The sequence below is a fragment of the Streptomyces sp. NPDC005791 genome (genome assembly GCF_042871485.1).
Lineage (GTDB): Bacteria > Actinomycetota > Actinomycetes > Streptomycetales > Streptomycetaceae > Streptomyces.
Map to the genome: position 1 here is coordinate 1 of NZ_JBIAIP010000021.1, position 20,150 is coordinate 20,150.

Genomic DNA, 20,150 nt, shown 5'->3' on the forward strand with positions numbered 1-20,150 from the left:
ATCAAGGCGCATCCCGGCGGCGTCGTGGTGGGCACGTGCGGTGGTGGAGTCCACGCTGACCAGCGAAAGGTCCACCTCACCCCGCTCCGCGGCCTTCGCGATCAGACCTTCCAGCAGGTTCTCGAAGACCCCGGCGTCCCGCCACTGGCGGAACCGGTTGTACACGGTGGGCCAGGCACCGAACTCGGCCGGCATCTCCCGCCACTGTGCGCCCGAGCGGAACTTCCAGATCACACCCTCGAACTGCTCGCGCAGTTTCTTGGGGTACGGCCCGTACTCGCCGATCGGCAGGTACGGCTCCACGTACCCCCACTCCTTGTCCGTCAGCTGTCTCCGCGTCATGCACACCGGACTACACGATCCGCCCCCGAAGCGAGGGCGAATCCCGCAGATTGATCACAACTCGATACAAGCCCTAATGCCCACACTTCGGGCGTGTAACATCCCGTGAGTTTCTCTGAGCCCCGCTGAGTCCTTGCCTCTGTGGGCAGGGGCTCTTCCTCCTTCGTATGGTCTGCGGTCTTGCGTCGTAACTTCCGAAGGGTTCGGACTCCGTCCGGCCGGCCCACAGTTGGGCCGAAGGCGAGGGGGCTCGGGTTGGCGGCGCTGGTAGTCGTATGTGATCTGCGCGACCGCTGGGCGCCAGCGTCGGCGGAGGAGCGGTTCGAGACCGACGTACCGGCTGGGTTCGTCTTTGCCCGAGCCTCGGCGGGCCTGGCGGACGGCACCATCCGCGGCGACGTCGGACACCTGGCCCAGGCCGCTGTCGCCCGCTCCGGGCATGCGCCCAATGTCCCAAGCCAGATTGCCCGGCCCGCCCGCTCCTTCGGCTGTCGTCGGGCCGCCGACGCCCGCTGCGGGGCCGCGTCGCTAAACGGTCAGGCGAGGTCCTCGTCGCGGTGGGCCTCCTCGCTACGGGGGCTCACCGCGCGGGCCAGCTCCTCCAGCGTCAGCTCGACGCGTCGGCTGTCCGCGACCCGGTGCTCCACCACCGTCTCCTCGTCCGGCCACCTGTCGGCCTGCGTGTCGACGCCCCACTGGCCGTCGGCGACCATCCCGATGTCGCCCACGGTCCACGGCCGCCCGGCAGCGCGGATCTTGCGCTCCAGCCCGGCTCCGTCCCAGGGTCTGCTCGCCTCTGCCATCCCTGCACCCCCTTCGTTCTCGTGCGGCCTGTCGCCGCAACCCAGGTACGACAACCGCGTTCACCGATCCATTCCCCCGGCCTGCGGCCACCCGCTGGCGATCTCCAGTTCGCCCACGGCAGACGTTTCCCTCGGGGAAACGACTACGTACTTCGGCATGTTTCATGTCAACGTACGGGGATCGGGAAAACCGCAGGTCAACGAAGGGATCGTCTAACCGTGAACATCTCCGCCGCCCTCCTGCCCGCCGTCGTCCGCCCCGCCGTGGAAGACCGCCACTGGCTCACCTCCGACCACTGCGCCGCCCCGGTACTCGACCTTCTCGACGGCCTCGGCTGGGTGATCGTCGATACCCCGGAGGCCAACGTCCACGCGACCAGCCCCGACGGCTGCGTCTACGTCGGCTGGCTCCCGGAGGAGGCCACTGCCTGGAAGCGCGGCACCGTCTGGCACGTCCGGGTTCAGCCCGCCCACGGTGACGCGTGGGTCCAGGAGTTCGGCACCCACACTCCCTCCGAGGCTGTCGCCGGATTCCTCGCCGCCCATTCCTCCCGCTGACCGCTGAACCGCTGGGGTGGGCCGGTACCGGCCCACCCCGTTCACCGGCGTGCTCGTCCGCCCGACAGGGGGTTTCGTCCCGTGCGCATGCTCCTGGCCACCCGCCCCGGCTACCGCCGTAAATACGCTTACGCCCGCCGCTGCACCTGCTATTACCTGCCCGGTCAGTACGGCCGCCGCGCCAAGACCATCCGCCGCCGCGCCGAAGCGCGCCTGCGGCGGCGCGACCTCACTGAATGACCGTGTGCCCCACCCCACCTACGAGGAGCTGCCCACCATGTCTTTCCGCGCCCCGCTCACCAACCACCACGCCGACGCCACTCTCTGCCCGGCAGACCACAAGCACACTAACTCCGGCAAGCCGCTCCACCCCGACTGCCCCGGCCGTGCGTGCACGAAGGCCGTCTGCTCATGCGGCGACTGGGAGAAGAAGGATTGCGGCAAGGGCTACGTCAACGAGTGCCGCAAGCGGCATCTCGCCGACCATGCCCAAGGGCCGGATGTCCTCCGCGACCTGCCCCGCCTCGACGCCTTCTGACGCGCCGCCACCGGCCCGGACTCGTCTTCCCGTACCGCTCTCGGAGGTTCCCATGCCCCAGTACCTGACCGTCGGCCACCTGCTCCGCCAGCTCCAGGGGCTCGACCCCAACCTGCCGGTCCGCCTCGCCGTCAACCCAGACTTTCCCTTCGCCCACTACGTGGGGGCCGATGTCGTCGTCCGGGACGGCACGGCGTTCATCGCCGAGGACGGCCAGGAGGGCTATCTCCCGGCTGGGGCCCGCGATGCCCTCGCCTGGGCCTGACCAGTTCCCTCAACACCACGGAGGCTTCCATCTCGTCGCGATCCCACCCTTCGCCCGTCCTTCCGCTGCACAACCTCGCCGTGCGCCCCATGCCGGACGGCGTGAACGGCGCGCTGGTCCGGCGTGTCTCCGCCCGGCCCGACGGCCCGCTCGACATCACGTGGCTCGCCACCGGAACTCCCAGACTCCCCCTCGGCCGTATCCGTCTGCACTGGGGGCCCGCCCCCCTCACCGGCTGGGACGTCACCGCCCACCTGGGCCTGGCCACCACCGAGGTGCACCTCGCCTCCTGGCCCGCCGCCCCGGACGACTGGCCGCGCCTGGTCCGTCCGACCCTCCACGAGGTGACCGGCCTGTGCGCCGCCCTCACGTTCGCGACCGACGCCCTCGACCTCTCGAACCGCCTCGCCGGAGTCTGACCCAGGACCACAGAAGGCCGCCCCGCGCCGATCAGGCAGGGGCGGCCTTACCGTGGACCCACCCGCGCGTTGCGTACGCTCATCCCGACGAACGAGGAGGAACGCCATGGCCGACGACCAGCAGCTCTGGGGCTACACCGAGGTCGCCGCCCACCTGGGTATCAGCGTCGGTGCCGCCCGCAGCCGAAAGAGCCGGGGCAGCCTGCCCGTACCCGACGACGACAGCGTGCCGGACCGGCCCCGCTGGAAGCCGGCCACCTTCCAGCGCTGGAAGCCGGTCGGCCGGGGATTCCGCAGCGACCTGCACCGCTCCTCCCCGCAGGAGAACGCTCCGTCTGACTGACCGGCACCCGTAGGGTTCGGCCATGACGACCGACTCTCCGATGCCCTCCCCGCCGTTCCCCTCAACCGACAACGTAGTGCTCCGGTTGATCGTCGGTAACGCCATCAAGGCGGTCCACAGCGGCGAGGTCTCCGTCGAGGACGCGATCCTGCACGCTGCGGTCCACAGCTGGTACGAGGGTCACATCCAAGGTGAGGACGAGTGCCCCGGATGCGGCTTCCGGGGCGAGCTGCCAAAGGGCACCAAGCGCGGCTGACCATTCCAGAACACCGAGGGGTGCCACCGATGTATCGGTGGCACCCCTCGGCGTTTGGTCTGTTGCTCGCCTACTCCAGGTAGGTGCCGGCGAAGACGCCGTCGAAGCCGAGTGCGGCCAGGCCCTCCTCGACGCTCGGATAGGTAGTCCCGTTCGGGCCGCCGATCAGGGCGTCGAAGTCGGCGCGGTTGATCTCGGGTTCGAGCCACTGGTTGCCGCACCGGCAGCGGATCCAGACGTTGCGGCCGTGGTTGATGAGCAGCCAGTCGCGCCGGGCCCGGCAGGCCGCGCACCTCGCGGGTATGCCGCCGAGGGCCAGCTCGTGTGGGTGGCCGACGCAGCGTGTCGCGCCGGGTCCGTCGGCCGGCTGCGTCTCGTACTGAAGTTGCAGCAGGGGGTCGGTGCCGGTGGGAGGGACGGGCAGCGCGGGTGCCGGCTCCGTGGTGCGGTTGGTGGTTCTGAGCACGAGCGTCATCTCCCGGTCGAGGGTCCTGTTTTCATCCCTAACAGCCGGTGGAACCGGCTGTTAGGGGGTTTCATGGAGTCCGGTCGGCCAGTAGTCGGCCTCCGGATGAGCTGATCAGCGGCGCGGTGCGCGGCTGCGCGGGTCGGGGACGGCCGGGCGGACCGCCGCCGCAGGGGCGTTGCGTTCGCTGGTGCGGCTGGCCGGGGTCTTGGTCGGGCGGGTGTCGGCCTGCGGCCGGCGCGGAGCTTCGCCCGGGTGGGCGGGGAGCTGGGCGAGGCGGCGAAGGCGCCACACCAGGACGTCGTTCACGTCCTCGGCGGTGTCGAGTTCGCGCATGTCGATGGCCTGCCGTAGGAGTGCCTCGGGGTCGTGGCCCTTCCGCTCGGCTTGGGCGAGGGTGGCGACCAAGGCGTCGGTCCTTGTCGGTGTGCCCTCTGCTCGTACGCCCGGTTTCGGCAGAACCGCACGGAGGGTGGCCTCGTGCGTCCGGCGTTGGGCCTCGGGGAGGGCACGGCCCTGGTCGTGCAGCACGCGCATCGGCGTGGCGGCGGCCTGGTGGTAGGCCGTTCGCAGGTGTGCGGCGGCTTGTCGGGAGGCGTGAGCCTGCTGGGCGTGGCCGCGGGCGGAGTGCCAGTGGGCAGCGGCGAGGGTGACCAGGACCAGGGTGGAGAGGAGCATGGCGGTGGTGCCGCCGTCCTCGCCCCGGCCGAGCGCGCCACCGGCCTGGACGATGCCCCGGGCGGCCGAGCGGAGCGCCCGGGTGTCGGCGCGTTCGGCGCGGACGTGGCTGCGGGTTGCCCGCTCGAAGGCTCGGGCGGCGGCAGCCAGCTCGGCGCGGGTGGCGGCCGGGGAGGTCTGGGCGACCGCGTCCAGGAGTTCTCCGACGCCCACGAGCTGGGCGGCGGCATTGTCGTCGCCGTCGTCGAGGAGGCCGGCGGCACGCTCGGCGATGCCGGTGGCGCTGCGTCGCTCGCGGGCGGGCGGGGACCAGTCCGCCCGCCCGTCGGCGGCCGGAGGCACTGCCTGCTCGGCGGTACCGTCGGCCAACCGGAGGCGGATCTTCGGCAAGGAGAGGTCCGGGGACAGTTTGGAACCCGGGTACCAGACCGGCTCGCCATGGCGGTTGCGGTCGCCAGGCAGGGCCACGTTGTACCCAAGGGCGTCGCCGGACGGGGCGTGGCGCACCTTGACCCGCAGGCCCGCCTCGCGCAGCCGGGTGAAAAACTCCTTCTCGTCGTCGGCTCCGGCGAGGGCCTGGCGGACGGCTTCGCGGAGCGTCTGGCGCGAGGGCTCCGGGCGGCCGGTGCGCTCGGCTTTGAACTTCTCGGCGCTGGTGGGGTTCTTCGCTGCGGTTCCGTCGCCGGCGTTGAGTCGGCGCAGGCCCATCTCCTTCTCGATGCGGCGGCATTCGGCCTGGGCCTTGTTGAAGTCGTAGTTCAGGCGCGGGTTGCGCAGATCGCCACGTACGAGGGTGGCGACGATGTGGATGTGGTCCTCCGCGTGGCGGACGGCGATCCACCGGCAGCCGTCGGGGTCCCCGTCCGGGGCGATGCCGGTGGCGTGAACGATGCGCTGGGCGACGGCGTTCCACTCCTCGTCGCCGAGCCACCGGTCGCCGGGGGCGGTGCGGACCGAGCAGTGCCAGACGTGCTTGGCGGGCCCGCGGTCGCCGGCCTGCTTGACCCGGAGGTCCAGAGCGGCGGTGAGCCGGGCGAGGGTGACCTTCGGGTCGGGGTCGAGGCCGGTGTCGCGGCCGGGGTCGGGGGCGAAGCCGTCCCAGGAGCCGACGAGGTGCGCGTCGGTGTGCTCCTCACGTCGTCCGGGGCCGTACAGGTAGACGAGGAGGCCGTGGGTGCGGGAGCCGCGCCCGATATCGGGAACCATCACAGCCGCCGAGTCACCAGGACGTTCGCCGCGTCATCGACGCGGGCGAGAAGTCCGGTCAGCGCGCCCAGCGCGTGTTCGAGTTCACCGGCGCGCGGGTGGCCACCGCTGTTGAGGACGAAGGCGATCTGGTTGATGTTGTTGCCGATCCGGGCCAGCGCGGTGCGTAGGGCGGCGAGTTCGTCGATGGCGGTGTCGAGTTGGTCGTTGCTGTGCACGGCGGCGCGTCCGCGGGCGGCGCTCAGGCCGGCGGTGGCGAGGAAGCGGGCGACGGTGACGCCGCGTTGGGTGGCGGCGTCGGTGATCTCGGCTTTCTCGGTGTCGGAGAGGCGGGTGGTCGTCTTGCGGGTGCGCTGGCTCGGGTTGCGGCTACGGCGGCGCGGGGTGCGGTCGGGGAAGGCGGGCGTGCTCGGGCTCGGCTGCTCGCGGTCGGCAGGGTCATCTGCTTCTCCCCCGGTGACCGGCGCCCCCTGGTGCCGGTTGCCCGGCTGGTCCCCGAGCGCCCTCGCTCGGGGACCAGCCGGGCTTCCCCCACTCTCTGGGGCGGGGGCAAGTGCGTACGACGGGCCGTAGGACCGTCGTACGCGATAGCTTGCTCCGCCAGGAGCCGTCGTGGGGTCACGCTGCTGTCCGTCCGTGGTGGCCACCGGGTCGTTGTCGGTCACCGGTGCGTCTCCGGGTTCTGCTGACGGATTTCGCGGACGAGTTCCTCGATCCAGTCCATGGCCAGGACCGGGTGGTGCAGGGTCCAGGGGCGAGAGTCCCGGGTTCGTTGCACGGTCCAGGTGTTGTCGGGGCCGGCTTGGGCGCGGTGGAGGTGGCCTCGCTGGTGCAGGACGGTCAGCAAGGAATCGACCTCGGCAGATGTGGCCGGGTGGGTGCGCATGCGGGGGTTCTCCGGTTCGCTTCGGAAGGATTTGGGGAGCGGGTGACCGGTCGGGGTTGCCGGCTCGGTCACCCGCTTTGTGATGGCCGGTCAGTTCCGGGCGGAGGTGACCGGCTGTCCGTGCTGCTCGCGGAGCTGGGCCATCAGGGCGGTCAAGGTGTCGCTGGACAGCGGTATCTGCTGACCTCGGATCGCCTGGGCGACCACCTTGCGGGTCAGCTTGTCCTCGGCCCTGACCGCTGACCGGGCGATCTTCAGCAGCTCCTCGGTGTCCGGGTCACTCCGCCGGTCACTGACTGTCCGGGTGTCCCGGTCAGTGACCGGCGGCGGAGTGACCGGCCGGTCGGTGTCCGGCGTGTGGCTGTCCTGGTTGCCGGTGACCGGCTCGGTACCGACCGCACGGTCAGTGACCGGCGGCGCGGTGTCCGACTGTCCGTGCAGGTCAGGGGCCTCGCGCTGCTGTTCGCGGTCACCCGGACTGACCGAGCTACTGTCCGCCGGGGCGCTGTCCCCGGTCAGTGACCGAGGACTCGGTGCCTGCTTGTTCAAGGACGGTCGGGGTCGGTTAGCCAGAGCGGTGACCGGCTGCCCGGCGCTGACTTGACCGACCTGCGGCTGCTGCTGACCGACCCGGTCAGTCCGGGTGACCGCTATGCCCTCGGGCCGGTCAGCCTGACCGAGGTGACCGCCCTGACCGGAGTCCTCGCGGTCACTGTCTTTGACCGGCCCCCGGGCGATGAGGATGTAGAGGTGGACCGCTCCGGCCAGCGCGAGCGGGGCGATGGTGGACAGCACGGCGACCACCGTGTCTCCGAGCCGGAGCCCGGTGTCGGCGACCATCTCTTCGTTGAGCCGGACCGCGTGGAGCGCGTTGGCCCAGATGCTGGCGGCGGTGGCCGTGCCGAAGAGGGCCCAGACGTAAAGCCGGGCGCGCATGGGTGCCTCGCGGAGGACCAGGAGGGCCCGTACGCCGTAGGCGATGAACCCGTCGATCACCAGGGGGAAGAGGTAGGTCAGGAAACCGCGGACGTGGATGGCGCCGGCCATCTGCTGGAGGGCGTCGTAGGACAGGGCGCATCCCGCGCCGCCCAGGGCGATGACGACCGCGCGGTCCCAACCGGAGATGTGCGCCGTCTTCGGCGCGCTCGTGGCGCTCACGCCGCCGTCCCGAAGTCGTCGCGGCCCAGGTGTTCACCGTCGGTCGCAGGTGAGGTGATGGTCTCCGCGTTCTGCGGCAGGTCTCGGTTGCGCAGGGCGCGGCGGATCTCGCGGTACAGCTTCTGGGCGTGCTCCTCGGTGATCTTCAGGAGCCAGGCCAGGCGCTGCTCGGTCACTCCGTGGCGGTAGGCGGCGTGGACGACCGCGCGGCGTTCGGCCGTGGTGAGGTGGACGTCACGCCCGGCGATGGTGGCGTTGACGCGGCTGTAGTCGAAGCGGTGGGCGAGCTTCTTGTGCAGCGGTCCGCGCTCCTCCTCGGTCAGTCCGCCCCGGATGCCGTCGGTGTCGCCGCCTTCCAGCGCGGCGTCCAGGCAGGCGCGGCGGACCGGACACTGGCCGCACAGTGACTTCGCGGCGGTGATCTTGTCGGTCTCGTCAGGCTCCGGGAAGAAGATCTCGGGGTCCACCGGGTTGTACTCGGTGTTGTGGCAGACGGCCTCGCCCTGCCAGGTGTGGTCGCCGAGGAGGCGGTGGGGGGCAGGGGTGATCGTCGTGGTGGTCATGCGGGGTGCTCCGATCGCTCTCCGCGCGCAGGGGCGTCTGCGGAGAGGTGCGCTGGTCGGGAAGGTGCTCGGGGCGGCGTGCGGAGGGCGCGGCCCGGTGTAGCGGCCTGCTTCGGGTCAGGCGGCGGCGCGGTAGCGTCTGCGGTCGACGTCTTCGAACTCGACCCGGGTAGTCATCTGCGCGAGCCGGGACGCGACCCTGTCGCCGAGGTAGGCCCGGAGGTCGCTGATGCGCAGGTTGGTGGTGATCAGGGTCGGGAGTTCGTAGTTGTACCGGCGGTTGATCAGCCGGTAGGTGATCTCCTCGGTCCAGTCACTGGCCTTGGCCGCGCCGAGGTCGTCGATGATCAGGAGCGGGCAGCGGCTGACGGCCGCCAGTTCCCGCTCGCTGTCGACCCCGGGCCGAGGGCGCAGGTCGGCGTACAGGTCGGCGGCGGTGGTCGCGCGCCAGCGCACGCCGACTCCGCCCTGCACCAGCAGCCGGACCGCGCCGTACGCCTGATGGGTCTTGCCCGCGCCGACGACCCCGGCCATCAGCAGGCTGGGCCCGGTGGCGACCTGCCGGCGGGCTCCTCGGCTGGGGGCGACGGCCGCCTCGGCGACGTCCCGGACCCAGGCCAGGACCTGGGGGTGGTCGGCGATGGCGGCCCGGTAGCGCGGGGGCATGCCGGCGGACAGGGCGTCCAGCGGGGAGAAGGGCTCGGGTTCGTCGGGCAGCTCGGCGGCCGGGTCGATGTTGCGGGCAGCCAGGATCCGGGCCATCCGGTCCAGCGTTCCCTCGCTGGCGAGGGTCTGCGGTTCGCGGTTACGGGTGCGCATCACAGCTCCTCGGCGTAGGCGGTGGCAGCGTTGGCCGGGTTGGTCCACGCCTGGTGGGCGGGCACGTTAGGCCGGATTCCCGGGCGGGCCAAACCGCCGGAGCGGACGTTCATGGCCTCGTTGACCATGCTGGTCAGCACGCTGGGGTGCTTGGGGTTGGCCGCGAAGGTCTGCAGCCCGGCCCGGATGTGCTCCGGGGCGATGCCCTCGCCCAGGAGCTTCTTGGTGATCCGCCCGAGGTGCCCGATCACGTCGCTGGGCGGACGCTCGTCGCAGGCAGTGATGTACTCGCCGACGAGCTGGTTGGCCGAGACGGTGGGTGCGGGCGCTGTGCGCCCCGTAGGGATAGAAGATCCAGGATCCAAGATCCTAGATCCAGGCGCCGAGCCCTCTCCGAAATTTCGGGGAAGGTTCGGAGAGGGCTCGGCGAATGCCTCCTGACCTGCACTTTTCATGTCTGGGCGACTAGGGGCGCCGACCATGCCGTCGAAGGCATCCTGCTGAACGGCGGGAGCCTGCTCGGCGTGGCCGCGAGGTGTCGCGGCGGGCAGCGCGGGCAGATCGAGGGCGCGGGGAGGGTTCGGCGAAGCCTCGCCGAACCCTCGGGTAGGAATGGGCGACTCCTCGACTCGCTTGGTGCAGGTCCCCCTGCAGGTGCCGCACCGGTCGGCACCGTGGTGCTGCGGGCAGGAGGGCAGGCGGGACTGGCTCGGCTTGTCGATCTTCTGATGCATTGACCAGGTCACGATGTGCAGGTAGCGGCGGCCGTCGCAGCCGGTGTACCGGCAGATCAGACCGGCAGTCGCGAGCTGGTGAAGATCGTCCTCGACGTGGACCGAGGTGTGCTCAGCGCGCAGCGGCCAGAGCAGCCCAGCGATGATCGCAGCGTTGTCCCGGTGGCGACCGTGGTCGTCGGCCTGGGTGAGCAGGCCGAAGAAGGTCCGTTCTGCCTCGACGCTTACTTCGGCGAGCGACTCGGAGATGAACGCCTCCGGCTTGATGGTGCGTATCCGCGCCATGTCAGCGGCCCCGATCGGCAGAGATCAAGTCGCTGCGAGTGAGGACCGCGGTGGCGAGGTCGAAGGTGTGCGGCCTGGTCCAGTCCACCTTCGGCCAGACCCGAAGGATCCAGCGGGCTGCGGCCCTGGCTGCAGTCCGGACCAGTTCCATGGTCTCCCCGGCCTCGTCCTTGACTATGGCGTGAGGGTGGGGCCACGTCTGTTGCGGGTCGGTAAGGCTGACCCGGATGGTCGCCGCGCCCGGGATCATGTCGGCGAGCTGGGCGGCGAGGCGGTGCTGGCGGTCGGTGTCCGGGCAGGCCGGGATTCCGCTCGGCATGGCGAGCATGCGATACTCCGTTGTTCGTAAGAACGCGGTGCGGCGGTTCTCGTGCAAAAGCCCCGCCGCCCGCGAGATGTGAGTCGGCACTCCTCGGAGTGTCGGCCTGGCGTTCCGGGAGTTACAGCTCCCGGGCGCTGGGCCCTCTTCTACGGCTCCCTGCCCCTCTCGTTGGCGGCTGCAGCGCCGGGCAGGCGTCTGCGTGGACCAGGACCATATGGTGAGCCTGGCCACAAGTCCACCATCGGCACCCCTTTGACCAGGGGCTTAACACTCCAGTCGATGAAGTGGTGATCAACATACACTGCGATCGCGCCACTTCGTCAACTGCAGTGTCGTCAGCCGGTACGCTCGAACGCGAGGCGCGACCGGAGTGGATAAACTCGCCCCAGCGGCGAAGGGATACGGACCGAATGACTACAGAGCGACAGTTCTCGGAACTGCTCGACCGACTCTTCAGAGACATGCACCCCAAGGGGCGAGGGCCGTACACGTACGCCGAGGTGTCCGCCGGTATCCGGGAGCGCCAGGGCGTGTCCATCTCGGCCAGCGCCATCCAGCAACTTCGGACAGGAGGCAACCGCAACCCGAAGCTGGAGACGATCAGAGCCCTGGCCTCCTTCTTCGGCGTGCCTCCCGCCTACTTCTTCGACGCTGAGCAGTCGGAGCGGATCGAAGCCGAACTGGCCTTGCTGACGACCATGCGGGACGCCGATGTCCGCGCCGTAGCCTTGCGCGCCGCCGGCCTGTCAACGGAGACGCTCTCGACGATCAGCGGCTTCATCGAAAGAGCACGCGCACTGGAAGGGTTGCAGGACGACGCCCCGAAGCCGAGCACGTGACGGTCGTCACCGCACCGCCGGCGAGGCGCGACAGCAGGCAACAAAAGGTCGCAGTATGTACCAATTTCCCACTTGATCAACTGACGGACGATCAATAATTGCATTCCTCACATTCACCTGGCCGATTCACGCGCGCTCCCTGTCGTATCGTGATTTGGCCGAAGGGAACGCTTCGGTAAGGCGTTGAACCGGAGCCGTACCTTGAATCTGCGCAGTCATTTCGGCCGGGCGGGCGGCGGCGGGGCGCGACCTCCAGGCTTCGAAGACTTGCTCGCTGCGACGGAGATCCCCGACCCGTTCGACGTACAGCTCTTCTGCGAGAGGCTGTCCGTGCAACGGGGGCGGCCCTTGCACCTTCACAGCACGCCGGGAATTACCGCCACTGGGGTGCCGTGTGGAGCGTGGATCGCCACAGAGCGGGCTGACCACATATTCCACGAGGAAGCAACTTCCCCACTGCACCGCACGCACATCGTCCTTCATGAGGTCAGCCACATGCTTCTAGGCCATACCTCGCTTCAGCTTGAACAGCTGGCCCATCTTTTTTCACAAGTCGACCCGTCGGCCGTGAAAAGTGTGCTCGGGCGGGCTAGCTACAACACGGAGGATGAGCGAGCTGCCGAGCAGTTCGCCGACCTTCTAGCCAGGAAAGCCAACCTGTTCTCCCCCAGCGAGACCAGGAACAACCCCGTCTTGCAACGGCTCGACGATGCGTTGAGCGACTCTTGAGATGATTTCCCTCATTCCCGCTGCTCTCCTGTGGGTCGTTACGGCATGGCGTGCGCCCGCTGCGTGGCGTGTCTCAGCCAAGCGTCCTCTGTGGGTGGCCTTCTTCGCCTTGTCAATCGCCATGACGATTCGCCCGGACAGCATTGCGACTGCTGTGGATGCCTGGTTGCGGATTAACAACCTGGCGACTCTCTTCAAGCATCTGGCAGGTATCGCAGCAGCGTACGCCGTGCTGATGTTCGTACACGACGTCGCGCAGGAACAGGCCAAAGCTCTCAGAAATTCGCGCCTGCACATCGCTGTTCCCTTGATCGCAGGAGCGAGCCTGATCCTGCTGTTCTTTGCCGCTCCACTACCCAGTGAAGCCACCGACCTACTCACGGACTTCGCCGACGACTGGCGGATCGCTACTTACGGCGTGATCTGGTCCGGATATCTCGGTGCCGCTCTTGTCAGCGCAACTCGACTGTGCTGGCAATGGGGTCGTTTGCCGGGTACTGGACTTCTTGGGCGCGGGCTTCAGCTGACTGGGCTGGGAACGGCGCTCGGTATCTGTTACGCGGGCCATCGCGTGCTCGCCTTGGCACTGCGCTTTTTCGACGTCGCTCCTCTGACGGCTCAGGCGGACGAACGAATCAGCAACATTTTCCTGTTCGGCGCTTTGGTCTTCATCCTCGCCGGCAGCACCTTGCCCGCCGCCCGACGGCTCCGCAGATGGGGCCGCGCCCATCTCGCTCTCGTACGGCTCTACCCCCTGTGGCTCGATCTCACTGCTGCTGTCCCTTCCGTGCGTCTCGATCCGCCACGCAGCAGAAGATCGGATGCTCTCCACTTCCGTCGTACGCGCGACCGTCTGTACCGACGGGGTATAGAAATCCGGGATGCAATTCTGGATCTTGGAGACCACGCCTCCCCAGCTCTGCGATCCGAGGCTGCAAGCTACGTAGCTGAGAAGGGCCTCGTAGGCGCGCAGGCCGGGATCTACGCCGAGGCATGCTGGTTGGTCAGGGCCAAGGCGGCACGCGAGCATGGTGACGCCCGTATAGGCGAACACACTTCTCCTGCCAGCGGCGGTCAGGACCTCCACAGCGAGGTTGAGGCCCTGAAACACCTGGCCACTGCGTACGAATCCGCCATTGTTCTAGAATTCGCCTCAGCCCGGAAATCAGGATGAACTCCAAAACTCGTCTCGCACGCATAGTTACCGATGCCCTCGCACCCGCTTATCTCGTAATGGCCATCCTGCTGGTCATCGGGTGGCACAGCACGAAAAGCTTCGAGGGCCTCGCCTGGGGGCTTCTCGCTGCGCTGTTCTGTGGAGGGATTCCCTTCGCCATCATCCTGCTTGGTGTGAAGCGCGGTTCTTGGACGGACAAGCACATCAAGGTGCGCTCCCAGCGAGCGGTCCCGCTCACAGCGACCATGGTCTCTGTGCTGGTCGGGATCTTGCTTCTGGTCGTCTTCGATGGCCCGCGCGAGGTCTTCGCTCTGGTCATCGCCATGCTCGTCGGTCTGGCTGCCACCATGGTGGTCACCATCTGGTGGAAGGTCTCGGTCCACACCGCCGTCGCCGGCGGCGTGGTCACGATCTTGACGCTCGCCTTTGGGCTCCCACTCGCCCTCCTCGCTCTCGTGGTCGCTGCGATCGGATGGTCCCGTGTTCAGCTCCGGGACCACACCGTCGCCCAAACCATCGTCGGCGCCCTGCTCGGTGGACTAGCCGCTGCCGTAACCTTTGGGCTTCTGCGATAGCTCGCCGTCAGGGCCCAACTCGCCCGGTCTGTTGCACCTCAGGCCCTCACGCCAAGGACCTCGTGGTAACCACGCAATGCCGTGCTGGGAACCGGAACACGCCGAGTCCTCGCGCCGGCGCCAGCCCAGTGCTCGGTGACGGCGCCGTACACGTACCCGAGCGAGGCCCGGTCGTTGATCGCCTCCAGAGTCCGTGCCCATGGTCTGCGCGGTGTGTCCGCGCGCGATGGTGGTGATCTGCGGCTCGCCGCGGCTGTTGGCCACGAGAACCCGTCCACCGGGGCTTGTCGTGAAGCACGAGTGGCACCGAGCAAGCGCCAAGCGCAAACGACTGGGTTGGCCCCAGATGTCATGGAGCCAGCCCAGACCCTCTCCGCCCTCAGGACAAGGTCAGAGGTCGAGCACGAAGTCGAACTCGCCGCCCTTCGCGCCTTCCAGCCATGCCTTGGCCTCAGACGGTGTGTAGACGTGGGGCAGCCGATCGGGATTCTGCGAGTCGCCGACCAGGACGTAGCCGCCCTGCACGCCGACTCGAACGCAGTTGCCACTGCCTCCACTGCGCGAGGAGACGGTCCACTCGACACTTTCGAGGTCGAAGGTGGACGGCTCGGGCTTCACGACGGTCACTTTTGGAGCTCCTTGATCTTGTTCTCTAGGTATATGTACGTCTCATCGGGCGCGAGTGCCCGCCCCCACATTCCGGTGAAAGCATCGGTGTAGAGACGCACGCTTGCCTCAGTGTCGACGTACACCGAGTGGGTCATGGTCTCCGCCCAGGCGACCTCTCGGGCGGCTTCGGGGAAGTGCATGACGACGAACGGGCCCGCCATGCCGGGATGGAACCCGAGCTTGGGCAGAAGCCGAATTTCCTGTTTCGACTTCTCGCACTCCTGGAGCAAGCGCCGGATCTGGATGAGGTCGCACGCTGCGTCGTTGACCGCTTCGAGGTTGATGAGAGCGCGGAAGGACTCCATGGCCCACTCGTCGACTTGCCGTTGTCGCTCCATGCGAACGTCGACGAGAACCTTGACCTCCCTCGGGCTCAGGTCGGGGCGCATACCCATGATCACGGCGTGCGCGTACTCCTCGGTCTGGAACAGGCCGGGAAGCAGCTCCCTCTCGTAGTTGTCGATGGAGGACGCGCGGCGCTCCATCCGGAGGAAGCCCTCAAACTGCGTAGGGCCCAGCAAAGTTGCGTTTCGGCGCCAGGAGGCCGGTCGGCGAGGACGGCCGGCGGGCGTCGTGTCCACGCTGAGCAGGTCGAGCACGTGCTGACGCACTTGCGACTCGGCGCCGTACACGTCGAGCAACGCTTCAACGGTCTCGCTCGGCAGTCTTTTTCTTTTACCGTTCTCGATGTTGCTGAGCGTGGAGATGTTGGTCTTGACGCCGTGTTCCTGCAGCAGAAGGTCGACGACGGCGCGCTGGGTCAGGTCGCGGAGCTCCCGCAACTCCTCCAGTCGGCTGCCCACCTCGCTGTGGGTGAGAGACCAAGGGGCCTTGCGTACGTCCGACATGAAGTCAGTGTGGCGGGTCTGCCCGGCTCCCAACAACCAATTCTATGGAGAAAATTTCTGGTTTCTGTTGCGCAGGGCACAGATGGAGGAGCATCCTGACCGAGGTCACGATCTGTGTTGTTGTTGTCGCGCCGTGTGGGATGTGTCCGCTCCACCGTGAGAGCCGCGCTCCGTCGCTGTTCGAGGAGGGCCGTGTTGATGCCCCACCCCAGTCTGTTCCACGTGTTGCTCGTGGAGCGCCGGTGGGACCAATGGAGCGCCTTCTGCCTTCAGTTCGAGCGAGTCGCCCGTGATCTGGCGCTAGAGCTGGGCAAACCGAAGCTGGCCAGTGTCACGGTGTCGCGGAAAAGCTTCCACCGGTGGGCGAAGGGCGACTGGTACGGACGGCCTTGGCCCGACACCGCTCTGATCCTTGAGCACCTCTTCAAGGTCCCGGCAGCCGATCTGTTCAGCCCGACACCGGATCCTGCGCCCGAGGGCGGGGCTCTGAGCGCCTCCGTACTTGTCGCAGAGCAGTGGCCCACGAGCCGGTTCTTCATGGGGTCCGGCGGGGCGGTCGGCGGGTGGGAGCTGGCCGGTCGGCAGACACTGGACGGCACGACAGCAGCTGTCGTCTTCCGCGCCGCCACTGGTGCAGGCTGCCTTGCCCACCTCGACGCCGGCGATGCGGGAGCGTTGGACGAGTTCCTCCGCCCGGCCCGTCGCGGCTTTCTCATCGGCGTCGACGACAGGGAGTCCCCACAACTGTTCGTCGTCGACGCCGCGATCGCCCGCCGTGACAGAGCGGCATCGGCCGGCCAAGGTGCGTCGGCCCTGCCGAGAGCTCACTTACTGGACGACCTCACGTACGGCTTGGTGTGGTCTCTCGTTCAGTTGGACGACGGACTCCTGGCCGACGACTTCACTCTTGAGCAGGAGCAGAAGGTACTGGAGACGTACCTCGATCTCCCGAGATCGGCCCCCAGCCGCAGGACCGTTCCCGACCTCACGAAGGCAGGTGCCCAGTGGCTCGGATCCACGTACTGCGCCCGCCACATCATGCGGCGGCTGGACGGCCTGACGGATCCGCCGGCGTTCTGGACCCGGGAGCAGACGGGCGAGCAGGCTGCCGCGTGGCTGTGGCTCAGTCACAAGGCTGACTATCTCAAGGCCATCTCGGCGCGCTATGCCGGCTCCGCCCCGCTCTCCCGCGCCTTCTGCATTCCCGAGACCGAGGTGAGCCGCAGTGGCAGGTACGAGCGGATCCTTCTGCTGCTGGCGATCGCGTTGATGGAACTGCACGGCGTCCGTGTGGATGTGCTGTCCAAGCCCGATTACTCCCACGTCGACGGCTTCGTCCTCGTCCCCGGACAGCGGGCCGTGGTGGCCAACTGGGCGCGGACAGACGAGGAGATCTGGGCCGTCGACACCGTCACACGGCGGCCGTCCCTGCGGGAGTACAGCGAGGCCCTCGGCGAAGCGCGGGAGCACAGCGTGATGCAGGGGCCCGACCCGGGAGCCCGGCTCCGCTCCATGGCCGCATACCTGGACATCGACTGGGTGTGGCTGGTCGAGAGGTCCCGAGAGATGAGCGAATGCGGAACGGCGAGCATCGTCCGTCCGCGCAGCCGGCACCTGACCGCAGAGTCCCTCGACTATGTGTTCGCCTTCCTCGCCTCGCTTACCCCGGACCGCTGACAAGTTCGACGCCGTTTCCGCACTCCTTGATCCGCTTCTTCGAAAGGTAGCTCTCATGGACCCCAGCCCTCGGGCCCAGCTCCCCTCCGCTCTCGTTCTCTCCCTTGGCGGCACCATCGCGATGGCTGCCCAGGGAACAGGACACGGCGGAGTAGCGCCCCGGTTGACCGCCGAGGACCTCGTAGCCGCGGTTCCGGAGCTCGCCGAGGAAGCCGAGCTGGAGCTGCGGGACTTCCGGAAGATCCCCGGAGCGTGGCTGGAGATCGACGACATCGCCGCTGTCGCCGAGCTGCTCAACAAACAGGCCGCAGCGGGTACGACCGGATTCGTGATCACCCAGGGCACCGACACCCTGGAGGAGACCGCCTACCTTCTCGACCTGCTGTACGAGGGGGCGGCGCCCGTCGTCGTCACCGGTGCTATGCGCAACGCGCAGATGGCCGGGGCCGATGGGCCGGCCAACCTCCTCGCCGCGGTGCGGACCGCGGTCAGCCCTCAAGCGCGTGACACGGGAGTCCTCGTCGCTTTCGCCGACGAACTGCACGCCGCCCGCCACGTCCAGAAGGTCCACAGCACCAGTCCGTCGGCCTTCTCCTCACCCGGGGCCGGGCCAGTCGGATACCTGGTCGAAGGTCGGCCGCGGTTCCACTTCGCCCTCCGGCGCCAGCCGCGCATCGAGCTCCCCCTGACCTGTCCTGCCTCCGTCGAGGTGATCGAAGCCACGCTCGGAAGCGAAGGCGCCTTCCTCGACACGGCGGCCTCCCTGGACGGCCTGGTCGTCGCGGCCTTCGGCGCCGGCCACGTCCCCCGGGCCTGGGCGCCACGGCTGGGCGACCTGGCTTCCCGCGTCCCTGTCGTCCTCACCTCACGCACAGGGGCAGGAAGCGTCCTGACCAGCACCTACGACTTCGGCCCGGGCTCCGAAACCGACCTCCTGGGCCGTGGCCTGATCAACGGCGGCCGACTGGAGCCGCGTAAGGCTCGGCTGCTGCTGCTGGCGCTGCTGCGCTCCGGCGCCGATCAGACCACGATCCAGGCCGCTTTCGCGGCGCACCGCTGACCCACCGAGACCCACGATCGGATCATCATGCGCGCCACCAAGATCACCGTCGGCCGGAAGTTCGCCGTCGTCTTCGAGCACGGCGAGGACTTCTTCGAGGCCCTGGACCGCTTCTGCCGTGAGGCCGGCGTCCGGGCGGGCCACCTCACCTTCATCGGCGGCTTCAGCCACGCCCGGCTGGTAGGGACCTGCGAGCCCCTGAAGCATCCAGAGCGCCCCCTGTGGAAAGAGATCGAAGTCGAGACCCTGGAGGTCCTCGGAAGCGGGACGCTCGCCTGGGACCCCGAGCAGGAGCGAGTCACGCCGCACATCCACATCTCCGCAGGGCTCAAGGCGGACTCCGCCGACGGACGCACCAGCCATCTGCAAGGCGGGACCGTGCAGTTTCTCACCGAGGTGGTCATCGAAGAGTGGGCAGCCCCGGAGGCGACCCGCCCGCGCGACCCCGGCCTGTACGACGTGCCCCTGCTCACGTTCGGCCGGACGGACTGAACGCACCGGCGGGCGCGGCCAGTACGCCGGTCCAGCAGAGCACGCGCATTCATCCGGAGCCCACCCGAAGGGGACGGCAGGTGCACACCACCACACGATTCGCCCTCCTGGTGCAAGAACGGCACTGGGACTCGTACGAGGTCTTCTGCATCCGCTTCGCCAGAGCGGCGGAGCGAGCGGCCGAGAAGGAGAACAACCCGCGGCTCGCACGCACCGACATCGCCCGCAGCACCTACGCCCGCTGGATGGGACGCAAGGGCGCGGTCACGAGCACCCCCCGCCGTGACGCCGCCCTCGTTCTTCGGCACATGTTCAACATGTCGCCCGAGCGGCTCTTCGAACCCATTGATGCCAGCTCCTGGAGCTCGGGGCACCTCAACACCACCTCTGCCGCGCCTGCGGATTCTCTCGGATTCGACGACCCGCTGACCATCGTGAGCCAGACGCACAGGCTGACCAGCTCCAACGCCGACGCCCCCATCCTCGGCATGGTGAGGGGAACGATCGCCAGCATCGTCGCCCGGTACGAGATGCTCGGACCCCAGCATCTGGCAGGGGAAGCCAGGATCATCCGCGAGACGCTGCACGGCATCCTCGCCGGCCACCAACCACCTCGTACGAGGACGGAACTCTTCCGGCTCGCATCGCAGGCCTCGGGACTTCTCGGTTATATGGCCGTCAACGCCGGCGCCCGCTACGAGGTGGTCGCCGCCTACTGCTCAGAAGCGGAGACCTTGGCCCGGGAGGTCGGCGAGGTGTCGATGGAGATGTGGGCGAACGGCACCCGCTCGCTCGGCCTGTACTACCAGAAGCGCTACGCAGAAGCGGATGACGCCGCCTCTGCCGGCATCGCCCTTGCTCCGGGCCACCCCCAGGCCATCAGGCTGCTGGTCAACGGCCGTGCCCGGGCGCTCGCTCGCATCGGCGATCGCGCAGGGGCTGAAACAGCCATCGGGCAAGCCCTTGAACTGTCCGACCGCCAGACATCACTCCCCGACGGCCTGACCTCGTGCATCAGCTTCGAGCCCTACTCCATGGCGCGCTCCCTCGTCAACGCCATCACCACTCGGCTCTCCCTCGGGGACACCGCGGAGGTCTTGGCCCACGCCGACCAGATCGAAGAGCTGGTCGAGCATTCACAGTCCGAGTGGAGCCGGGCCCTGGTTGGGCTGGATGTGGCATCCGCGCTGCTGAAGCAGGGCTCGCCCGAGATCGAGCACGCCATGGCGCGGGGCCGTCGCGCGCTGAGATCTGGTACCGGCCGGCCGATCAAATCCGTCTGGGAGAGGGCGGTCGAGCTGTACCAGAACGCCGAGCGGTGGCACGACGAAGCCGAGGTAGGGGACTATGCCGAGGAACTGCGGACCTGGCAGTCACAACCGCAGGTCGGCCTGATCGCCGTCGGCTCGCCGTCGCAGATCGCCCCCTGACCCCCGAGGAGCC

28 protein-coding genes are annotated in these 20,150 nt (G+C 68.5%); 15 read left to right on the plus strand and 13 right to left on the minus strand.

The window, feature by feature from the left end:
- Both ACFYSH_RS30590 and ACFYSH_RS30595 read right to left on the minus strand, forming a co-directional pair.
- Window positions 1–342, minus strand: a 342-nt coding sequence (locus ACFYSH_RS30590; RefSeq protein ID WP_388756650.1) for a transposase, incomplete at its 3' end; no start/stop codon positions are given.
- A 536-nt stretch (window positions 343–878) separates the two neighbouring features.
- Window positions 879–1,145 (minus strand): hypothetical protein, encoded by a 267-nt coding sequence (locus ACFYSH_RS30595; RefSeq protein WP_388756653.1) that lies wholly within the window; start codon window positions 1,143–1,145, stop codon window positions 879–881.
- Between the two features lie 219 nt (window positions 1,146–1,364).
- Between ACFYSH_RS30595 and ACFYSH_RS30600 the strand changes: the two genes are divergently transcribed.
- The 7 genes from ACFYSH_RS30600 to ACFYSH_RS30630 all read left to right on the plus strand — a co-directional run bounded on the left by ACFYSH_RS30600 (window position 1,365) and on the right by ACFYSH_RS30630 (window position 3,524).
- Window positions 1,365–1,703, plus strand: a complete 339-nt coding sequence (locus tag ACFYSH_RS30600; RefSeq protein WP_388756656.1) for a DUF317 domain-containing protein — start codon at window positions 1,365–1,367, stop codon at window positions 1,701–1,703.
- Between the two features lie 81 nt (window positions 1,704–1,784).
- Window positions 1,785–1,943 carry a hypothetical protein gene (locus ACFYSH_RS30605; protein ID WP_388756659.1) on the plus strand — a complete coding sequence of 53 codons (159 nt, stop codon included), beginning with the start codon at window positions 1,785–1,787 and terminating at the stop codon, window positions 1,941–1,943.
- Between the two features lie 37 nt (window positions 1,944–1,980).
- Window positions 1,981–2,241: a hypothetical protein gene (locus ACFYSH_RS30610; RefSeq protein WP_388756662.1), complete on the plus strand. Its 261-nt coding sequence runs from the start codon at window positions 1,981–1,983 to the stop codon at window positions 2,239–2,241.
- A 52-nt stretch (window positions 2,242–2,293) separates the two neighbouring features.
- Window positions 2,294–2,506 (plus strand): hypothetical protein, encoded by a 213-nt coding sequence (locus ACFYSH_RS30615; RefSeq protein WP_388756664.1) that lies wholly within the window; start codon window positions 2,294–2,296, stop codon window positions 2,504–2,506.
- An 89-nt stretch (window positions 2,507–2,595) separates the two neighbouring features.
- Window positions 2,596–2,925: an esterase gene (locus tag ACFYSH_RS30620; RefSeq protein ID WP_388756851.1), complete on the plus strand. Its 330-nt coding sequence runs from the start codon at window positions 2,596–2,598 to the stop codon at window positions 2,923–2,925.
- Window positions 2,926–3,031: 106 nt separating this feature from the next.
- Entirely contained in the window at window positions 3,032–3,268 is a 237-nt protein-coding gene (locus tag ACFYSH_RS30625) for a MarR family transcriptional regulator (protein WP_388756667.1), read from the plus strand.
- 22 nt (window positions 3,269–3,290) lie between these two features.
- The gene (locus tag ACFYSH_RS30630) at window positions 3,291–3,524 is read left to right on the plus strand and encodes a hypothetical protein (RefSeq protein ID WP_388756670.1); all 234 of its coding nucleotides are present in this window, start codon (window positions 3,291–3,293) and stop codon (window positions 3,522–3,524) included.
- Between the two features lie 70 nt (window positions 3,525–3,594).
- On the opposite strand, the gene ACFYSH_RS30635 is transcribed toward ACFYSH_RS30630, so the two are convergent.
- The 9 genes from ACFYSH_RS30635 to ACFYSH_RS30675 form a co-directional block, all read right to left on the minus strand.
- The gene (locus ACFYSH_RS30635; RefSeq protein WP_388756673.1) at window positions 3,595–3,999 is read right to left on the minus strand and encodes a hypothetical protein; all 405 of its coding nucleotides are present in this window, start codon (window positions 3,997–3,999) and stop codon (window positions 3,595–3,597) included.
- Between the two features lie 105 nt (window positions 4,000–4,104).
- The gene (locus ACFYSH_RS30640; protein ID WP_388756854.1) at window positions 4,105–5,874 is read right to left on the minus strand and encodes a relaxase/mobilization nuclease domain-containing protein; all 1,770 of its coding nucleotides are present in this window, start codon (window positions 5,872–5,874) and stop codon (window positions 4,105–4,107) included.
- Complete coding sequence (locus ACFYSH_RS30645; RefSeq protein WP_388756675.1) at window positions 5,874–6,539, minus strand: plasmid mobilization protein; 666 nt, start codon at window positions 6,537–6,539, stop codon at window positions 5,874–5,876. Before ACFYSH_RS30645 ends, ACFYSH_RS30640 begins: the two co-directional genes overlap by 1 nt.
- On the minus strand, window positions 6,536–6,760 hold the full coding sequence (locus tag ACFYSH_RS30650; protein WP_388756678.1) for a hypothetical protein: 225 nt from the start codon (window positions 6,758–6,760) through the stop codon (window positions 6,536–6,538). The genes ACFYSH_RS30645 and ACFYSH_RS30650 overlap by 4 nt, the downstream gene beginning before the upstream one ends.
- 90 nt (window positions 6,761–6,850) lie before the next feature.
- Window positions 6,851–7,918 carry a DUF2637 domain-containing protein gene (locus ACFYSH_RS30655; protein ID WP_388756681.1) on the minus strand — a complete coding sequence of 356 codons (1,068 nt, stop codon included), beginning with the start codon at window positions 7,916–7,918 and terminating at the stop codon, window positions 6,851–6,853.
- A complete protein-coding gene (locus tag ACFYSH_RS30660) occupies window positions 7,915–8,481 on the minus strand; it encodes a WhiB family transcriptional regulator (protein WP_388756684.1) in 567 nt (188 codons plus the stop codon). Before ACFYSH_RS30660 ends, ACFYSH_RS30655 begins: the two co-directional genes overlap by 4 nt.
- Window positions 8,482–8,598: 117 nt before the next feature.
- Complete coding sequence (locus ACFYSH_RS30665; RefSeq protein ID WP_388756686.1) at window positions 8,599–9,300, minus strand: ATP-binding protein; 702 nt, start codon at window positions 9,298–9,300, stop codon at window positions 8,599–8,601.
- Entirely contained in the window at window positions 9,300–10,319 is a 1,020-nt protein-coding gene (locus tag ACFYSH_RS30670; RefSeq protein WP_388756689.1) for a hypothetical protein, read from the minus strand. The genes ACFYSH_RS30665 and ACFYSH_RS30670 overlap by 1 nt, the downstream gene beginning before the upstream one ends.
- A 1-nt stretch (window position 10,320) precedes the next feature.
- Window positions 10,321–10,647: a transcriptional regulator gene (locus ACFYSH_RS30675; protein ID WP_388756692.1), complete on the minus strand. Its 327-nt coding sequence runs from the start codon at window positions 10,645–10,647 to the stop codon at window positions 10,321–10,323.
- A gap of 404 nt (window positions 10,648–11,051) precedes the next feature.
- Here ACFYSH_RS30675 and ACFYSH_RS30680 point away from each other — a divergent pair, with 404 nt between their 5' ends.
- The 4 genes from ACFYSH_RS30680 to ACFYSH_RS30695 all read left to right on the plus strand — a co-directional run bounded on the left by ACFYSH_RS30680 (window position 11,052) and on the right by ACFYSH_RS30695 (window position 13,961).
- The gene (locus ACFYSH_RS30680) at window positions 11,052–11,480 is read left to right on the plus strand and encodes a helix-turn-helix domain-containing protein (protein ID WP_388756695.1); all 429 of its coding nucleotides are present in this window, start codon (window positions 11,052–11,054) and stop codon (window positions 11,478–11,480) included.
- Window positions 11,481–11,681: 201 nt separating this feature from the next.
- On the plus strand, window positions 11,682–12,209 hold the full coding sequence (locus tag ACFYSH_RS30685) for a secondary metabolite protein (protein ID WP_388756697.1): 528 nt from the start codon (window positions 11,682–11,684) through the stop codon (window positions 12,207–12,209).
- A 1-nt stretch (window position 12,210) separates the two neighbouring features.
- Entirely contained in the window at window positions 12,211–13,383 is a 1,173-nt protein-coding gene (locus tag ACFYSH_RS30690) for an MAB_1171c family putative transporter (protein ID WP_388756698.1), read from the plus strand.
- A 59-nt stretch (window positions 13,384–13,442) separates the two neighbouring features.
- Window positions 13,443–13,961 (plus strand): hypothetical protein, encoded by a 519-nt coding sequence (locus tag ACFYSH_RS30695; protein WP_388756700.1) that lies wholly within the window; start codon window positions 13,443–13,445, stop codon window positions 13,959–13,961.
- A gap of 390 nt (window positions 13,962–14,351) precedes the next feature.
- Here ACFYSH_RS30695 and ACFYSH_RS30700 read toward each other — a convergent pair whose 3' ends face one another.
- Entirely contained in the window at window positions 14,352–14,588 is a 237-nt protein-coding gene (locus ACFYSH_RS30700) for a DUF397 domain-containing protein (RefSeq protein WP_388756703.1), read from the minus strand.
- Window positions 14,585–15,478, minus strand: a complete 894-nt coding sequence (locus tag ACFYSH_RS30705; RefSeq protein WP_388756706.1) for a helix-turn-helix domain-containing protein — start codon at window positions 15,476–15,478, stop codon at window positions 14,585–14,587. The genes ACFYSH_RS30700 and ACFYSH_RS30705 overlap by 4 nt, the downstream gene beginning before the upstream one ends.
- Window positions 15,479–15,676: 198 nt before the next feature.
- On the opposite strand from ACFYSH_RS30705, the gene ACFYSH_RS30710 reads away from it, so the two are divergent.
- The 4 genes from ACFYSH_RS30710 (at window position 15,677) to ACFYSH_RS30725 (ending at window position 20,137) form a co-directional block, all read left to right on the plus strand.
- A complete protein-coding gene (locus ACFYSH_RS30710; RefSeq protein WP_388756709.1) occupies window positions 15,677–17,155 on the plus strand; it encodes a transcriptional regulator, XRE family protein in 1,479 nt (492 codons plus the stop codon).
- Between the two features lie 55 nt (window positions 17,156–17,210).
- Window positions 17,211–18,215, plus strand: coding sequence for an asparaginase (locus ACFYSH_RS30715; protein WP_388756711.1), 1,005 nt, complete (start codon window positions 17,211–17,213; stop codon window positions 18,213–18,215).
- A gap of 27 nt (window positions 18,216–18,242) precedes the next feature.
- Window positions 18,243–18,707 carry a PPC domain-containing DNA-binding protein gene (locus ACFYSH_RS30720; protein ID WP_388756714.1) on the plus strand — a complete coding sequence of 155 codons (465 nt, stop codon included), beginning with the start codon at window positions 18,243–18,245 and terminating at the stop codon, window positions 18,705–18,707.
- An 80-nt stretch (window positions 18,708–18,787) separates the two neighbouring features.
- The gene (locus ACFYSH_RS30725; RefSeq protein ID WP_388756716.1) at window positions 18,788–20,137 is read left to right on the plus strand and encodes a hypothetical protein; all 1,350 of its coding nucleotides are present in this window, start codon (window positions 18,788–18,790) and stop codon (window positions 20,135–20,137) included.
- Window positions 20,138–20,150: the final 13 nt, after the last annotated feature.

Coding starts and splice junctions, on each gene's coding strand:
- ACFYSH_RS30710 (WP_388756709.1), top strand. CDS start 15,677: ATGCCCCACCCCAGTCTGTTCCACGTGTTGCTCGTGGAGCGCCGGTGG.
- ACFYSH_RS30625 (WP_388756667.1), top strand. CDS start 3,032: ATGGCCGACGACCAGCAGCTCTGGGGCTACACCGAGGTCGCCGCCCAC.
- ACFYSH_RS30640 (WP_388756854.1), bottom strand. CDS start 5,874: ATGGTTCCCGATATCGGGCGCGGCTCCCGCACCCACGGCCTCCTCGTC.
- ACFYSH_RS30660 (WP_388756684.1), bottom strand. CDS start 8,481: ATGACCACCACGACGATCACCCCTGCCCCCCACCGCCTCCTCGGCGAC.
- ACFYSH_RS30615 (WP_388756664.1), top strand. CDS start 2,294: ATGCCCCAGTACCTGACCGTCGGCCACCTGCTCCGCCAGCTCCAGGGG.
- ACFYSH_RS30630 (WP_388756670.1), top strand. CDS start 3,291: ATGACGACCGACTCTCCGATGCCCTCCCCGCCGTTCCCCTCAACCGAC.
- ACFYSH_RS30595 (WP_388756653.1), bottom strand. CDS start 1,145: ATGGCAGAGGCGAGCAGACCCTGGGACGGAGCCGGGCTGGAGCGCAAG.
- ACFYSH_RS30650 (WP_388756678.1), bottom strand. CDS start 6,760: ATGCGCACCCACCCGGCCACATCTGCCGAGGTCGATTCCTTGCTGACC.
- ACFYSH_RS30705 (WP_388756706.1), bottom strand. CDS start 15,478: ATGTCGGACGTACGCAAGGCCCCTTGGTCTCTCACCCACAGCGAGGTG.
- ACFYSH_RS30720 (WP_388756714.1), top strand. CDS start 18,243: ATGCGCGCCACCAAGATCACCGTCGGCCGGAAGTTCGCCGTCGTCTTC.
- ACFYSH_RS30665 (WP_388756686.1), bottom strand. CDS start 9,300: ATGCGCACCCGTAACCGCGAACCGCAGACCCTCGCCAGCGAGGGAACG.
- ACFYSH_RS30675 (WP_388756692.1), bottom strand. CDS start 10,647: ATGCTCGCCATGCCGAGCGGAATCCCGGCCTGCCCGGACACCGACCGC.
- ACFYSH_RS30610 (WP_388756662.1), top strand. CDS start 1,981: ATGTCTTTCCGCGCCCCGCTCACCAACCACCACGCCGACGCCACTCTC.
- ACFYSH_RS30690 (WP_388756698.1), top strand. CDS start 12,211: ATGATTTCCCTCATTCCCGCTGCTCTCCTGTGGGTCGTTACGGCATGG.
- ACFYSH_RS30695 (WP_388756700.1), top strand. CDS start 13,443: ATGGCCATCCTGCTGGTCATCGGGTGGCACAGCACGAAAAGCTTCGAG.
- ACFYSH_RS30715 (WP_388756711.1), top strand. CDS start 17,211: ATGGACCCCAGCCCTCGGGCCCAGCTCCCCTCCGCTCTCGTTCTCTCC.
- ACFYSH_RS30670 (WP_388756689.1), bottom strand. CDS start 10,319: ATGGCGCGGATACGCACCATCAAGCCGGAGGCGTTCATCTCCGAGTCG.
- ACFYSH_RS30620 (WP_388756851.1), top strand. CDS start 2,596: ATGCCGGACGGCGTGAACGGCGCGCTGGTCCGGCGTGTCTCCGCCCGG.
- ACFYSH_RS30680 (WP_388756695.1), top strand. CDS start 11,052: ATGACTACAGAGCGACAGTTCTCGGAACTGCTCGACCGACTCTTCAGA.
- ACFYSH_RS30635 (WP_388756673.1), bottom strand. CDS start 3,999: ATGACGCTCGTGCTCAGAACCACCAACCGCACCACGGAGCCGGCACCC.